Origin of the sequence: Kluyvera sichuanensis, from assembly GCF_040930405.1 — a bacterium.
Taxonomy (GTDB): domain Bacteria; phylum Pseudomonadota; class Gammaproteobacteria; order Enterobacterales; family Enterobacteriaceae; genus Kluyvera; species Kluyvera sichuanensis.
The window spans coordinates 1561676-1575548 of the sequence record NZ_CP162271.1; the positions used below are offsets into that span (position 1 = coordinate 1561676).

The following is a 13873-nucleotide window of genomic DNA, read 5'->3' on the forward strand; positions in this document are numbered from 1 at the left end:
CAGATCGGCGGAAAGATCAATTCATTATATTTTATCATGCTTTGTTGATAACTGTTTCGTTGAGCGACTGTTAGTTCTGAATTTCTTCGGTGTCACACCAACAACCTTTTTAAACTGAAAACAGTAATAGGCACTGTCGGTAAATTCGCACCGATAGGCAATATCCGTCACATTCAATTCGGTATTGGTCAACAGATCGGCGGATAGAGCAATTTTCTTTCTAACAAGGTACTCTTTGAAACTGACCTGCATAATCTTTTTAAAAGTACGCGAAAAATGACTCGATGACAGGCCTACTGATTCCGCCGCCTCATTAAGGGTAATATTAAATGAAGTGCGCGTCTCCATATCAATGATAAAATTTATAATACTTTCAAATGAGCTTGTACCTTCACTTTCCGGTAAGATTGGTTCTGCCTGTGAGGCATGGTGGAATACCGTATTGAGCAGTAGAATCATCAACGGATTAATCTCATGGGTGGAATGCGGTGTCTCATGTATTTCCGTAAACCATCGAAACAAGAACTGTAATCTTTTTCCATCCTGTTCATCAAGCTGCGTAACAATACCAGTGTGCGGTTTCAATGCCGGAAAGGGATATTTTAACCGACTAAGAACGGCATTATCATATTGCAACAAAAAACGTTCATGATCGCCGGTAAATGCCAACTCCATATCATGCAAGACGAGAGGACTGACGTAGATCAATGTGTTATTTTTCAGATTGAATTTTTCACTTCCAATCGTGTAGCTTCCCTCTGCTTTATGAAACCACATAATTTCATGTTCCAGATGCATATGCGGGCGGATGTACACCCCTTTATCCGGTACGCCTTCCCGAGCACGCAACATGTAATCAACACCAATGGTTGTGTCTATTTTTTCAAAAAAGTGATCTGCATTCCACATGGTGAGCATAAAAATTATATAAACCCCACTAAAAACTACATCTTTGAGATGTATATGATCGAAAAATTACATTTAAAGTAGATCAATTTTTTAGGCATGTATAGAGAAAATAACATTCTTATTTAAAAATATGTTTATCGAATTGATTTATCTATATATAAAAATTGAAAAATAACGCTAATTGAAACATCCTGCAAGCCCACCAGAAAGGTAATTTTATGAAAGCATTAATTTTAAAGCTTGATGGTATCCCCGAAAATCTTGAGCAACAATTGAAAAATGATTACATGCTAATTGATGTTCACGAAGCAACATCCCCATCGCAGCAAGAAAATATTAACATAGCTACTATTGGGGTTGCTAATGGGGAAAGCAGACTCGATGCCGACTTCCTTAAACAATTTCCTTCTTTGAAACTTATCACTATTTTTGGGGTTGGATTTGATGGTGTCGATTTGCTGTACGCACAGCAACATAATATCACCATCACCAACACTCCGGGGGTTTTAACCGAGGATGTCGCCGACCTCGCTCTCGCATTCTGCCTGGCGCTCACCCGTGAAATTATTCCTGCAAATGATTTTGTACAACAGGGATACTGGAACCATTCACGCTATCCTTTAACCACCAAATTCAGCCGGCACAAGGTGGGAATATTTGGTATGGGGCGTGTAGGCCAGGCAATTTTCCGTCGATTGTCGGCATTTGACTGTGACATTTATTATACTGATAGCAATGAGGTGGATATTGCGGCCAGGCGAATTGAGACCATACAGCGCCTTGCAAGCGAAGTAGATATTCTTATTTTATCGGCTAATTCATCCGAGCAAAATCACAATATTGTTGATCTGACGGTGCTAACTGCATTGGGTCGCTCTGGCTATCTGGTGAATATCGCCCGTGGCAGTTTGGTCAATCAGGACGATCTGATAATTGCGTTTGAAAACAACCTCATTGCAGGTGCAGCCCTCGATGTGCTGGCGAATGAGCCCGTAATACCGATTGCCCTGCAACGAGCCAATGTCATCATTACACCTCACTACGCTAGCGGTACAAATGAGACCCGTGAAGCGATGAAAAATCTGGTATGCGAGAATATCCGTTTATATTTGCATTCGGGTAAAGTGCTAACTCCGGTTAAATGACGGTTCACGCGACGATTTTTCTATCGTTCCCTTGCATAAATTTGAGCAGAAAGTGCAATCAGCAGATATAACCTAAGCGTCATTTCGAGCAATCTTTCATCTGGGTTCAGTACCCAGGCGTTTACGCAGAAATTCAAGAAAGCGTTGTGTCTTTGCAGGTAGCAGGCGGGTTTCCGTCATCGCATAAACTGGCATGGGCGAGCCATGCCAGCCAGGCATGATCGGCAGCAGCGCGCCAGCCAACAACTCATCAGCGACGATTTCCTGTGGCATCAGAATAATACCCATATCAAGCGTGGCCAGACGGCGAATCATTCCGACACTGTTGATCGAGAATCGACTGCTGATGGGCACTGTATAGGTCTGTTTACCATGACGTAACGTCCACGAACTCCCTTTAATAACACTCATGCATTCATGACATTCAAGATCGGCCGGCCCATTCGGATGCCCTGACCGCTCAAGATATCCAGGTGAGGCATAGAGATACGGTGTGAGTGATGCCAGTGGTCGCGCAATCAACTGTGAATTTTCAGATTCTCCCATACGAATTGCCACGTCGAACGGTTCAGAAACGAGATCAACCCTGCGCGGGGTAAGATCGAAATCGAATGAGATGCCAGGGTAAAGGCCAGCAAACTCGGCAATCAGGGGGGCGAGATAGGTCACGGCAAAATCTACTGGCAGTGACACCCGCAGGACTCCGCTCGGCTGTTCTAACATTTCGCCAAGCTGTTCATGCGCCAGACGAGCTTCATCCACGATGCGCTTGCATCGTTCAAAATAAATCTGACCAGCCTCAGTCAGTTCGATTTTTCGGGTAGTACGGTGTAACAGACGCAATCCGATTGTTTTCTCAAGCGAACTGATACGCCGTGAAAGCGTGGAATTTGGAATTCCTACCGCTTCTGCCGCGCCACGGAAACCCTTTGCCTTAACGACCTCGACAAACAGGGCCATATCTTTTAGGTAATTATCCATATTGGCTGCACCTTTTTACCATCTTTATGGCAATGCTGTGTACAGCCTGCCCCGGTCTGTAAAGCGCCCGATGTTACTATACCAATTGCGCCATTTATGGAGCAATGTTATCCAATAAATACTATTTATTCCAGTTTCTATAAAGGAGATGATGATCGCAATGTCATAGATTGAGGACTTATGAGTGCAACGAGATAAGAGCTGGAACTGGCATTCTGACAGGGACAACACCCCAGGCAGCAATATGCAAAACGTGGCCATCGTGGGTGGAACAGGCGGAATCGGAAGAGCGATTGCTCACATGCTGGCTTCCAGCGGCGCGCATGTCGTGGTTGTTGGACAAACGTTCCGGGATGCAGGTGTCCGGGGCATTGATTTTATCAAAGCCGATCTGAGTCTGATGAGCGAAGCGCAACGCGTGGGCAAGCTGCTGCCAGCAGAGACATTCGATCTGGTCATCTTCACGACGGGCATTTTTGCCGCACCGCAACGTGAAGAGACTGCTGAAGGTATCGAACGCGATCTGGCAATCAGCTATCTCAATCGCCGAGTCATTCTGCAACAAATCATTCAAAGGCTTGGGTCAGAGCGAACCAGCCCGGTATTGAAGCCGCGTGTATTCTTCATGGGTTATCCCGGCAGCGGCCAAATTGGTACTGCTGACGACCTCAACGCCGAACAGTCATACAAGGCAATGCCAGCACATATGAATACGGTTGCGGGTAATGAGATGCTGGTACTTGATTCAGCAGCGCGTTATTCCCACGCCACATTCTTCGGGTTGAACCCGGGTCTCATCAAGACCGGTATCCGGGACAATTTCTTTGGAAAGGACACGCTAAAATCACGCGTTGTGGAAGCGTTGATCGGATTGTTCACACCAACTGCTGATGCTTATGCCGGGCGAATTGCCCCCCTCCTGTTCACGTCCAATCTTGAAAATCGCAGCGGCGCCATGTTCAACAGCAAAGGGCAACCGATACTGCCGTCGTCAGGACTGACCAATGAGCACATTCATAAATTCATGGCTGCTTCCGATGCTCTGATAGATCGGGCCACCAGTCATTCAAATTCTGATTCTACTAGCCAACCTATTGATTCATTCACTACCGAGGATCTTTCTATGAGCAAATTGTTCGAGCCCGTTCAAGTTGGACATTACACCCTGCCAAATCGCCTGGTCATGGCACCCATGACCCGTTCGCGCGCACAGTATGACGGCACGCCGGGCGAACTCGCCGCCGAATATTATTCGCAACGCGCCGATGTCGGTCTGATTGTCACCGAAGGCACCCAGCCTTCCGACGATGGCCAGGGTTATCTCACCACTCCCGGTATTTACACCGATGCCCATGTTGCTGGCTGGAAGAAAACCACTGATGCCGTGCATGCCCGTGGTGGCCACATCTTCATTCAGCTCATGCATGCCGGTCGCATGTCGCATCCCGACAACACCCCACATCATCGTCAGGGTGTCGCGCCATCAGCGATAGCGCCAGGCACTGGCATGTTCACAGCAACCGGTATGCAGGATATTCCAACTCCGCACGCACTGACCATCGAGGAAGTGCGCCAAACAGTCAGGGACTTCGCGTATGCCGCCAAGCGTGCGATCGAAGCCGGTGCAGATGGCGTCGAGATCCATGGTGCCAACGCCTATCTCATTCAGCAATTCTTCGCCCCAAGCGCTAATAACCGCACCGATGAATATGGCGGCTCTATCGAAAACCGCGCTCGTTTCGCCATCGAGGTGGCCATCGCAGTGGCAGAGGAAATTGGCGCTGATCGCACTGCCATTCGCCTGTCGCCCGGCACCACGATGTGGGGCATAGATGAAGGCGAAGAAGGACCGGACTTATATCGTTACTTGGTTGCCGAACTCAACAAGCTCGGGCTGGCTTATTTGCACATCATGCACCAGGGTAACGAGCCATTACTGGCCGATATTCGCAAACACTGGTCTGGCAAGCTAGTTCTAAACCGTCCGGGTCGTCCGCGCGAACAGTTTGGCTCCGATGTTGCCTCAGGCCTCGCTGACCTGGAAGCTTATGGCGCAGCGGTTCTCTCCAACCCGGATTTTGTCGATCGCGTGAAAACTGGATCCCCATTCAATCAGGCCGACCATACGACATTCTTCGGCGGTAACGACAAGGGTTATACTGATTACCCATCCCTGAGCCATACCCAGGGGGCATGAGAATATCATCATGGCTTACATTGCTTCTCTGCAGCGGGCTAATCACGGTAGCCACTTCCGGGCATTTGGCCTGCGTGGCATGCCAGGCATGATCGATCCCTTCCTCGGCGTCGATCATGCCTGGATGAGCGGGCCAACTTTTCCGCCACATCCTCATTCCGGATTCTCTGCGGTGTCCTACCTGTTTCTGGACTCGGAAACAGGCATCATCAATAGAGACTCAGTTGGAAATCATAACCTGATACAGCCCGGTGGCCTGCACTGGGCGACCGCTGGCAGCGGCATCGTTCATGAGGAGGTGCCAGCCGAGAATGGCAAAACTGTCCACTCGCTGCAGATTTTCGTGAACTTGCCTCAAGAACGGCGGAATATGGAGCCCTTCACGTTGACACTGGAACCACAGGATGTTCCCATCGCGCAGCTGCCGGGCGTACGTGTCCGTGTACCCGCGGGCAGCTTCAGAGAATTGTATTCTCCGCTGAAGCTGCCCGCCGACGTGACAATTCTCGAGGTCTCGCTGGACGACCATGCAGAGTTATCTTTGCCCATAGAGTCTGGCCACTGCGCGTTCATAATGCCCATTTTCGGGACGATAAGCGTGGATGGTCAGTCCTTCGGGTTCAGTGACCTGAAACTGCCGGTTTATCCGGCGCAGGACATCCCCCAGGTTATTACACTCCATTCTTCCGGAGGAACCAGCAAGGTTATGCTGTTTTCCGGTCGTCCTCTAAACTGAAAGTTATCATCCGAATTAAGGAGTCTGACATGAGCTTTGAACGATTCACTGGTGAAAACGCCGCACTCCTTCTTATCGACCATCAGGTCGGTACGATGGGTTGGGCCAAATCCTTGCCGTTCGAGGAACTCAAACGTAACGCGTTGATGCTAGCCAAAACCGCAAAAATCCTGAAGATACCTGTCGTGCTGACTTCCAGCATGGAAGAATATGCGCAGGGCCCGTTGCTCTCCGAACTGGAGTCCATCCTACCGGATGAGTTCGCTGTCCGCATCAAGCGCCTCGGAATTGTTAATGCCATGGAAGACGAGAATTTTTCTGCCGCAGTCAAGGCAACCGGTCGCAGGAAGTTCATCATCGCCGGCGTGACCAACGATGTTTGCACGGTCTATCCGACCCTCAGCCTGGTCAGCGAGGGCTACGAGGTTCAGGTTGTTGCTGACGCAGGTGCTTCACCGACGAAGTTCGCCGATGACATGGCCCTGCGCCGCATGGAAAAGAATGGTGCAACACTGACCAGCACTAATCAGGTCATTGCTGAACTAACTGGCAACTGGAGTACACCTGAGGGTACAGCAATCGTACAGGAAGTCGTCATGCCAGCCCTGCAGGGCTGAATTTCAGCAAAGTTCTTACAGAACGAGTTTTCGCACACACAATACAAAGGAATGGTTCGTTCATAGTGACCATTCCTTTTCCCCTTAGTAAATCAACTTCATCACTGAGATGCATGCCATCAACTTCTGGACTGACCGCATGCCTCATAATTCGGCTACATGAGTCAAATATGATGTTATGCGATTGACTATAAAAGTAATTCAGCCTACAAATAATCCTGCCTAACTATTGATGCAATACAACTTGCAATACAAGTCTTCGCACTTAGAGTACGAGGAATCACCAAGCTCTTAGAAATCAAAAATTGTACCCAGCTGTATTTGGTTACTTGCTTCAACTCGGATTTTTCACAGCAAAAAAGGAGTGGAACATGGTAGATGTACGATTAACTTGTATTACTCTCTCTGACTCGGATGCTACGCATGAGCACATCACTCATGTTGGAAGCCCTCAATTTACCCCCCAAGGAAGTAAGTGGACCGTTGCAGATGTTGTCCGTGCAATCGAGAACAAACAGCATACTTTCTATGTTACTGATAGTTATGGTAAACGTGCTGATGTAGGTGTTGTTGACCCAGGAGGTGGGAGACGGAAATTTATTCGTACTTATGCTGATGGTCGATGGAACAACAATTTACTGTCACTACCTAAGTGCTAGGAATAACTGAGCGCTAATTCAATCCTAAAGTACCCACAGTTTGGTTCAAGGGCTGACCAGTGATCGTCGGCCCTTAGTCTTTTCTAGGATACCCTAGAGAAGTATTTGGGAGTAAACTCCCCCCTCACTTTCCCCTCAAACCGCTATACATGTGAGACCTAAAGATGAATACATCCGAAGTTCTAAATTTCTTAAACCAAAATTCTGGTGCACTGACAGTTTTATTCACAGCAGTTGTTACTATATCAACGGTGGTTTACTCCATTCTTACGGGAAAGTTGGTATCTGAAACAACAAAAATGAGGCAAGTTCAGACCGAGCCGAAGATAGAGATAACAATCAAACCTTTTGAGTTTGCAATAAACATCGTTAGGCTTCATATCAGAAATATTGGTCTTGGGCCCGCAATAAATGTCAAATTTAATCTGAAGATCATTTCTGGTGGGCAATTTGCCCAAACTCTCATTGATGAATTTACTGAAGCAAATTTCTTAAAGATAGGATTGACGTATTTCGGTCCCGGACAAGAGCGCTACTCGCATTACACTCAATTGACACAGCAATATAATGAAAAGATTGAGTCTATTTTGATTGTCGAGATCTCCTATCAGAGCACAACCGGTGCTAGTTATATAGAACAGTCAATAATCGATATGTCAGAGCTTAAAGGCGCATATCAGCTAGGAACACCTAACCTTTACTCAATGGCAAAAAGTCTCGAAAAAATCCAGCAAGACATATCTCACATCGTCAGTGGGCATAAGAAAATCAGTGCCCAGATTTACACGACAGAAGACCGTGAAAAAGAGAAAAAGAACATAGAAGCGCTTATCAAAAATGCTCAAGATAAACGAGATACATGAAATAGAAGGGAAAATTCGAAGGATTGGAGCCTGTCAGTAATTCTGTGTAACTGCCAATGTATTAAAGGTGATCGCTCAGGCGGTCACCGAACTCGATAATAAAACGGCTCATTGCTAACCGCCAGTTCTGGATCGGCATACTCCACTTTTTCGACGCATCCTTGATCGCCAGATAAATAACCTTTCGTACCGAGTCATCCGTCGGGAACACTTTGCGTTTCTTAATTGCAGCCCGGATCACACTGTTAAGCGATTCGATTGCGTTCGTGGTGTATATGGCCTTGCGGATATCCGGCGGATAACTGAAGAGCGTATTGAGGTTTTCCCAGTGCGCACGCCAGGTTTTGCTGATTTGCGGATATTTATCGTCCCAGACTTTCGCGAACGCATCGAGCGCCATCAGTGCCGACTCTTCGGTCGGGGCCTGATAGACAGTCTTCAAACCGCTGGTGACGGCTTTGTAGTCCTTCCAGGACACGTATTTCAGGCTGTTACGCACCATATGGATGATGCATAGCTGAATATGGGTCTGCGGGAAGACGCTGTTTATCGCATCAGGGAAGCCCTTAAGACCGTCCACGCAGGCTATCAGGATGTCCTGAAGGCCACGGTTTTTCAGCTCCGTCAGCACACTCAGCCAGAACTTTGCACCTTCGTTTTCAGCCAGCCACATGCCCAGTAACTCTTTCTGACCTTCGGTATTGATCCCCAGCGCCAGGAAAACGGCTTTGTTTATCACACTGCCATTCTGACGGACTTTGACGACAATACAGTCCATATAAACAATGGGATACAGCGCATCCAGCTGCCGGTTTTGCCACTCAGTGACCTGCTCTTTTACGGCGTCGGTGACCTTAGATATCAGCGTGGGTGACACATCGGCGTCGTACATTTCTTTGAAGGTGGCGACGATTTCGCGGGTAGTCATGCCTTTGGCGTAGAGGGATAAAATCTGGCTGTCCATCTGCGTAATGCGTGTCTGGTGCTTCTTAATCAGCTGTGGTTCGAAGGTGTTTTCACGGTCACGCGGCGTGTTCAGTTCGATCTCGCCGTCATCGCACAGCAGTGTTTTTGACGAGTAGCCATTGCGGGTGTTTGAACCTGTTTTGGGCGCATTTTTCTCATGCCCGAGGTGGTCAGTCAGCTCCGCATTGAGCGCTGTTTCGACGGTTAATTTCGTCAACATACGGGAAAACTGATTGAGGTCGGCTTCGGTTTTAAGGCCCTTAGCCAGTTCAGCCGCCAGTGCTTTGAGTTTCTTTTCGTCCATAATTTGCCTGTCTCCGTTGTTGGAGTGAACATATCAAAAACAGGCAATTACACAATTTTAATTACAGTCTCGAATATTTATCTCTCAACCTCGGACGTTTTTCTATCACAAGGCAGTTACTTCAATAATATGATCAACAAAATCCTTCACCTGCATTTTATTATTTTTATAATCAAGATAAAAAACCCCTCCAATATTATCATTACCTAAAGACTCTGATAACATAAAGAATATACTCGAAGTGAATTTACCAAACAAGGAAATTCCCACAGCAACATATTCACCAGTTTTAAAGCAAAACAGAGTGTGGATATTCTTGTCAGTTTTAGGATGCAAATATTCAGGAAGAAATGACCAATTCAATTGCATATTCGTGTTTTCCAGCACACCATTATTAAGGCATTTTACAATGTTACGCCCTTGCTCACTTGTAATAATTACATCACCGAAGGTAAATACCGCCACTAAATATGCTATTTTTAGCTGTTCTAGATAAAAAAGATTCAAATCCATCGAAAGATTTATTTTTAATGGGTTAGAACTTCGTGTCACAAACTGTTTTCCGACGATTGTCTTTCCTTTTGATTTTAATTTCTTACCAATTTTTTCCAATTCAATTTCAGCGTCATCGCCATAACCAACAACAGCATTAATTTCACCATCATCTCCTCGTCTAATTGGAACCATCATTTGTGGAGTGAAATTGTCACTATCAAATTTAACGATCACATCTTCATTATAAATTTCATCAGTTACCTTCTGGGAAAATACTACTTTCCCTGACCTTGACTTAACACCATTTGTGGCACTAATAAATCGCACAAAAGGCTCAAGTAAAAATGGTTCATCTATGCTTTTGTTAAAAATCTTATTCATTTCCTCAGAAGCCATCACACCAAATTTTTTAGGTGCCCCTAACCCGGCAGGTAATACATGTTCAAGGTCGCTAACTAAATCAATCAGTTTTTTCCCTGTGTAAGGGCATAATGTATTGTAAATTCGAGCAAATGACATAAACACTCCTTCTTCCGTAATTATTCAGCCCATTCCCCTTTTATCCATGCTTGAATTTCAGAGAGGCGATATGCTACAGCTGCGGAACCAATCTTGATCCGCTTAGGAAACTTTCCTTCCTTCTCCAGCTTCCAGCGTGTACTGTTCGCAAGGGTAGTTAACTCCCGACACTCTTTCTCACGGATCATCCGATCAATGTTAGGAATGTACTCAAGACCCTTTTTATCAACAACTGCCATTTTTTTCATGTTAACCAGCCTTTTGTTTGAGGATTGTCACTTTTGATTCAGCACCAGCGATGCTATTGAGGTATGTCGTCCAGAGCTCCTGAGCATCCAGTTTTTTAGCCATGAACTTACTTCGGTTGTAAACTCCTGCAACACCTGGTAGCGCATGACCTAACAGCTGTTCTACAACATGAAATTCAACGCCGAGATCACTTAGATGAGTTGAAAGAGTCCTCCGGAGGTTGAATCGCCACGGGTAATCTAGACACTTCCGAGCCGTTGATAATACTGGTTTTCATATTCTGCCGGTGACATCTGATCACTCGAACCATGCCGACGCTTACTGTTATAAAACATTTCGATGTAATCAAAAATATCGCTGCGGGCTTCTTCCCGCGTTCCGTAGATCTTTTTCTTTATCCGTTCACGCTTCAGCAACTGGAAAAAGCTTTCTGCAACCGCGTTATCGTGGCAGTTACCGCGACGACTCATACTCCCCTCCAGGCCGTGTGATTTCAGGAACGACTGCCACTCATGGCTTGTGTACTGACTGCCCTGATCCGAGTGAACCAGCACCTCTTTTTGAGGATTACGCCGCCATACAGCCATCAGCAATGCGTTCAGGACAATGTCCTTTGTCATCCGGGATTGCATTGACCAGCCGATAATTTTTCGTGAGAACAGATCAACAACTACGGCAAGATACAGCCAGCCTTCGTGGGTCCTGATGTAGGTTATGTCCGTTACCCAACGCTCATCCGGAGCATCCGGATTGAACTGCCGCTGGAGCCTGTTGGGCGACACGATACTGGCCTCGCCTTTACGTGCCCGCGGGCTCCGGTATCCAACCTGAGCCTTTATCCCGGCACGTTTCATCAGTCGCCAGACTTTGTTGACTCCGCACTGTTGCCCGCTGTCCCGCAGATCCAGATGGATCTTGCGATAACCATAGACACATCCCGATTCCAGCCAGAACTGTTTAATCTGTCCTGTCAGTCTCAGGTCTACCTGATGGCGTTGTGAATGCGGCTGCTGAAGCCAGGCGTAAAAGCCACTGGGATGAACATCCAGCACCCGACAGAGTAGGCGAGCAGGCCAGCAACAGGTGTTGTCACGGATAAAGGCGTACCTCAATCGGACAGCTTTGCGAAGTACGCCGCGGCTTTTTTTAATATGTCCCGTTCATCGGTAACCCGCTTCAGCTCTTTCTGGAGACGGCGGATCTCGGCCTGAGCATCTGACTGGTCTTTATTAGTGGAAGAATCTGGACCGTACTTCTTTATCTAGGCGTAAAGGCTATGGGTGGTGATATCAAGACGTGTTGCAACGCTGGAAACAGAATAACCGCGATCAACAACCTGTTTGACTGCTTCAGTTTTAAACTCTTCGGGATAACGCTTACCGCTCATGGGCACCTCTCTTTAAGCCATCTTAAATGACTCTGAGGTGTCTGTTAAACCCGTGGCGATTCAAAGAGACGCAGGGCATCAACATCATGAACATTAATGCCTACCCTGCGTTTGTGCAGGTGTGGGTCGATAGCGGCGACATTAACAATTTTGCCCAAAGTCCCGACACACCGTTTGTCCTTATTCCCCCGATATTTAATCTCCGGGCGGACGAAGTGAAATCAGTGAAAATCATCTACGATGGTAAAAAGTTAGCGGCCGACAGGGAAAGTTTGTACTGGATTAACCTTTATGAGGTGCCGGCGGTAAAAACGGGGCTTAGCCAGCAACAGTATCTGTTGATGTCTATGAAGACGCAGCTAAAGCTCATTTACCGCCCCAAAAACCTGAACGGTAACATCACTGCTGCGGGGAAATCCGTCTCGTGTACGGTAGAAAATAAGGTGCCGCTCACCCTGGTCTGCCGTAATCCGAGCGGCTATTTTCTCTCCTATAACGACATTAGCGTGAGCTTACGCGGCCACCGCTACCAGGCCACCGCAGAGCTTGACCTGATGCTCCCCCCCTTCTCTACTCAGCGCTTTGGGTTAAAAGCGCTGCCGCAAGCGTCACTCGAGACGGGAAATACCATCACCTTTCGGTTGATTAACGACGCCGGAGAGCGGGAAGAAATAAGCCAAGCGCTCAACCGCTAAACCACATTTTTTCATCGCGGCGCGGATTCGGGTTAATTATATCGATTCACGGGCAAGCCAGGGGCTGTCCACCCGCACGGTATCGCGGTGATCGAGCCCCTGAATAAGATGCAGTGCGCTGAGACGGCCAATTTCATAGTGCGGCAGTTGTACCGTCGATAGCGGTGGCAAAAACAGCTCGCCGGTCCCCACCATATTGTCATAGCCCAACACGGCGACATCCTGCGGAATGCGCAGCCCTCGCCCCAGTAAGACCTGATAAATAACAAAAGCCACGCGGTCGTTACCGCACACTACCGCATCAAACATCGGACGCGCGCCACTCAGGTAATGCCCGGCAATTTCCGCCGCATCAATATGGTGGCGCTCGCCCGGCGGGAGATAGTGGTGGAACATGGTATCCGGGTCGACGCCCGCTTCACGGCAGGCTCTCTCCATTCCCGCCCGACGGCGATCGGTCGCCACTATCCCTTTTGGCAGGTGGATGCACAGCAGCCGACGATAGCCTGCGGCCAGCAATGCTTTCACACCAAGGTATTGCCCCTGTTCATCATCGGGAATGTAGGTAGGAAAAGGGCCGCTAATGCTCTCGCAGTTCGCCAGCACGCAGCGATACTTATGCAGCTTTTCCGGCACAGGAACCTGCCGCAGACCCATCGCGGTGTAGATAATACCGTCCGGGCGATGCGCCAGCAGCAGATCCACCATTTTCTCTGGCTGGTCATTGCTGAACATATTCACCACAAAGCTATTCCAACCATGCGCCCGGGCAGTCTCTTCGATAGAGAGCGTGATCTCCACGGAAAATGGCGTGGTCATGGTGTCCAGCGCCAGCACCCCAATGGTATTAGCCGTGGTTTTTGCGCCACGAATTTTTTTAGCTGAGAGATCGGAGACATATCCCAGCGCATCCACCGCTTCCATCACCTTTTTATAGGTTTCTGGCCGCAGTCGTTCTGGCTCATTAATCGCTCGCGATACGGTCATTAACGAGACGTTAGCCCGTTGCGCCACATCCTTTAAAGATGCCATACCCTCTCCTTTGACGGCGTGAACTTTGCCGGGATCTGAAAATGCGATCTCGATAACACCCGCAAAATGTTAACGTTAACTTTTGTGATTAACATCGATATTACCATCAAATCTGCGAG

At 47.7% G+C, this 13873-nt stretch carries 13 protein-coding genes and 1 pseudogene; 7 read left to right on the top strand and 7 right to left on the bottom strand.

Going from position 1 to position 13873, the window contains the following annotated elements; genetic code table 11:
* Positions 1-24: 24 nt before the first annotated feature.
* Entirely contained in the window at positions 25-918 is an 894-nt protein-coding gene (locus AB2B48_RS07800; RefSeq protein ID WP_368301444.1) for a helix-turn-helix domain-containing protein, read from the bottom strand.
* A 209-nt stretch (positions 919-1127) separates the two neighbouring features.
* Here AB2B48_RS07800 and AB2B48_RS07805 point away from each other — a divergent pair, with 209 nt between their 5' ends.
* A complete protein-coding gene (locus AB2B48_RS07805; RefSeq protein ID WP_368301445.1) occupies positions 1128-2054 on the top strand; it encodes an NAD(P)-dependent oxidoreductase in 927 nt (308 codons plus the stop codon).
* 96 nt (positions 2055-2150) lie between these two features.
* On the opposite strand, the gene AB2B48_RS07810 is transcribed toward AB2B48_RS07805, so the two are convergent.
* Positions 2151-3035 (bottom strand): LysR family transcriptional regulator, encoded by an 885-nt coding sequence (locus AB2B48_RS07810; RefSeq protein ID WP_368301446.1) that lies wholly within the window; start codon positions 3033-3035, stop codon positions 2151-2153.
* A gap of 184 nt (positions 3036-3219) precedes the next feature.
* Here AB2B48_RS07810 and AB2B48_RS07815 point away from each other — a divergent pair, with 184 nt between their 5' ends.
* From AB2B48_RS07815 to AB2B48_RS07835, 5 genes are all read left to right on the top strand, one after another.
* Positions 3220-5232: a hypothetical protein gene (locus tag AB2B48_RS07815; RefSeq protein ID WP_368301447.1), complete on the top strand. Its 2013-nt coding sequence runs from the start codon at positions 3220-3222 to the stop codon at positions 5230-5232.
* Positions 5233-5242: 10 nt separating this feature from the next.
* Complete coding sequence (locus AB2B48_RS07820; protein ID WP_368301448.1) at positions 5243-5968, top strand: pirin family protein; 726 nt, start codon at positions 5243-5245, stop codon at positions 5966-5968.
* Positions 5969-5997: 29 nt separating this feature from the next.
* The gene (locus AB2B48_RS07825; protein WP_333010461.1) at positions 5998-6585 is read left to right on the top strand and encodes an isochorismatase family protein; all 588 of its coding nucleotides are present in this window, start codon (positions 5998-6000) and stop codon (positions 6583-6585) included.
* A gap of 371 nt (positions 6586-6956) precedes the next feature.
* Positions 6957-7244: a DUF3892 domain-containing protein gene (locus AB2B48_RS07830; protein WP_333010463.1), complete on the top strand. Its 288-nt coding sequence runs from the start codon at positions 6957-6959 to the stop codon at positions 7242-7244.
* Between the two features lie 164 nt (positions 7245-7408).
* Positions 7409-8107, top strand: coding sequence for a hypothetical protein (locus tag AB2B48_RS07835; RefSeq protein ID WP_368301449.1), 699 nt, complete (start codon positions 7409-7411; stop codon positions 8105-8107).
* Positions 8108-8168: 61 nt separating this feature from the next.
* Here AB2B48_RS07835 and AB2B48_RS07840 read toward each other — a convergent pair whose 3' ends face one another.
* From AB2B48_RS07840 to AB2B48_RS07855, 4 genes and pseudogenes are all read right to left on the bottom strand, one after another.
* Complete coding sequence (locus AB2B48_RS07840) at positions 8169-9377, bottom strand: IS256 family transposase (RefSeq protein ID WP_368301450.1); 1209 nt, start codon at positions 9375-9377, stop codon at positions 8169-8171.
* Positions 9378-9482: 105 nt separating this feature from the next.
* A complete protein-coding gene (locus tag AB2B48_RS07845) occupies positions 9483-10391 on the bottom strand; it encodes a hypothetical protein (RefSeq protein ID WP_368301451.1) in 909 nt (302 codons plus the stop codon).
* A 20-nt stretch (positions 10392-10411) separates the two neighbouring features.
* The gene (locus AB2B48_RS07850; RefSeq protein WP_368301452.1) at positions 10412-10639 is read right to left on the bottom strand and encodes a helix-turn-helix transcriptional regulator; all 228 of its coding nucleotides are present in this window, start codon (positions 10637-10639) and stop codon (positions 10412-10414) included.
* A gap of 240 nt (positions 10640-10879) precedes the next feature.
* Positions 10880-12027: pseudogene (locus tag AB2B48_RS07855) on the bottom strand (IS3 family transposase).
* 26 nt (positions 12028-12053) lie between these two features.
* Between AB2B48_RS07855 and AB2B48_RS07860 the strand changes: the two are divergent.
* A complete protein-coding gene (locus AB2B48_RS07860) occupies positions 12054-12722 on the top strand; it encodes a molecular chaperone (RefSeq protein WP_368301453.1) in 669 nt (222 codons plus the stop codon).
* 36 nt (positions 12723-12758) lie between these two features.
* On the opposite strand, the gene AB2B48_RS07865 is transcribed toward AB2B48_RS07860, so the two are convergent.
* Entirely contained in the window at positions 12759-13754 is a 996-nt protein-coding gene (locus AB2B48_RS07865; RefSeq protein WP_368301454.1) for a LacI family DNA-binding transcriptional regulator, read from the bottom strand.
* Positions 13755-13873: the final 119 nt, after the last annotated feature.

Bases quoted from the DNA above. Each gene is read 5' to 3' on its own strand.
- AB2B48_RS07800 (WP_368301444.1), bottom strand. From the start codon at position 918: ATGCTCACCATGTGGAATGCAGATCACTTTTTTGAAAAAATAGACACA.
- AB2B48_RS07805 (WP_368301445.1), top strand. From the start codon at position 1,128: ATGAAAGCATTAATTTTAAAGCTTGATGGTATCCCCGAAAATCTTGAG.
- AB2B48_RS07810 (WP_368301446.1), bottom strand. From the start codon at position 3,035: ATGGATAATTACCTAAAAGATATGGCCCTGTTTGTCGAGGTCGTTAAG.
- AB2B48_RS07820 (WP_368301448.1), top strand. From the start codon at position 5,243: ATGGCTTACATTGCTTCTCTGCAGCGGGCTAATCACGGTAGCCACTTC.
- AB2B48_RS07825 (WP_333010461.1), top strand. From the start codon at position 5,998: ATGAGCTTTGAACGATTCACTGGTGAAAACGCCGCACTCCTTCTTATC.
- AB2B48_RS07830 (WP_333010463.1), top strand. From the start codon at position 6,957: ATGGTAGATGTACGATTAACTTGTATTACTCTCTCTGACTCGGATGCT.
- AB2B48_RS07835 (WP_368301449.1), top strand. From the start codon at position 7,409: ATGAATACATCCGAAGTTCTAAATTTCTTAAACCAAAATTCTGGTGCA.
- AB2B48_RS07840 (WP_368301450.1), bottom strand. From the start codon at position 9,377: ATGGACGAAAAGAAACTCAAAGCACTGGCGGCTGAACTGGCTAAGGGC.
- AB2B48_RS07845 (WP_368301451.1), bottom strand. From the start codon at position 10,391: ATGTCATTTGCTCGAATTTACAATACATTATGCCCTTACACAGGGAAA.
- AB2B48_RS07850 (WP_368301452.1), bottom strand. From the start codon at position 10,639: ATGAAAAAAATGGCAGTTGTTGATAAAAAGGGTCTTGAGTACATTCCT.
- AB2B48_RS07860 (WP_368301453.1), top strand. From the start codon at position 12,054: ATGACTCTGAGGTGTCTGTTAAACCCGTGGCGATTCAAAGAGACGCAG.
- AB2B48_RS07865 (WP_368301454.1), bottom strand. From the start codon at position 13,754: ATGGCATCTTTAAAGGATGTGGCGCAACGGGCTAACGTCTCGTTAATG.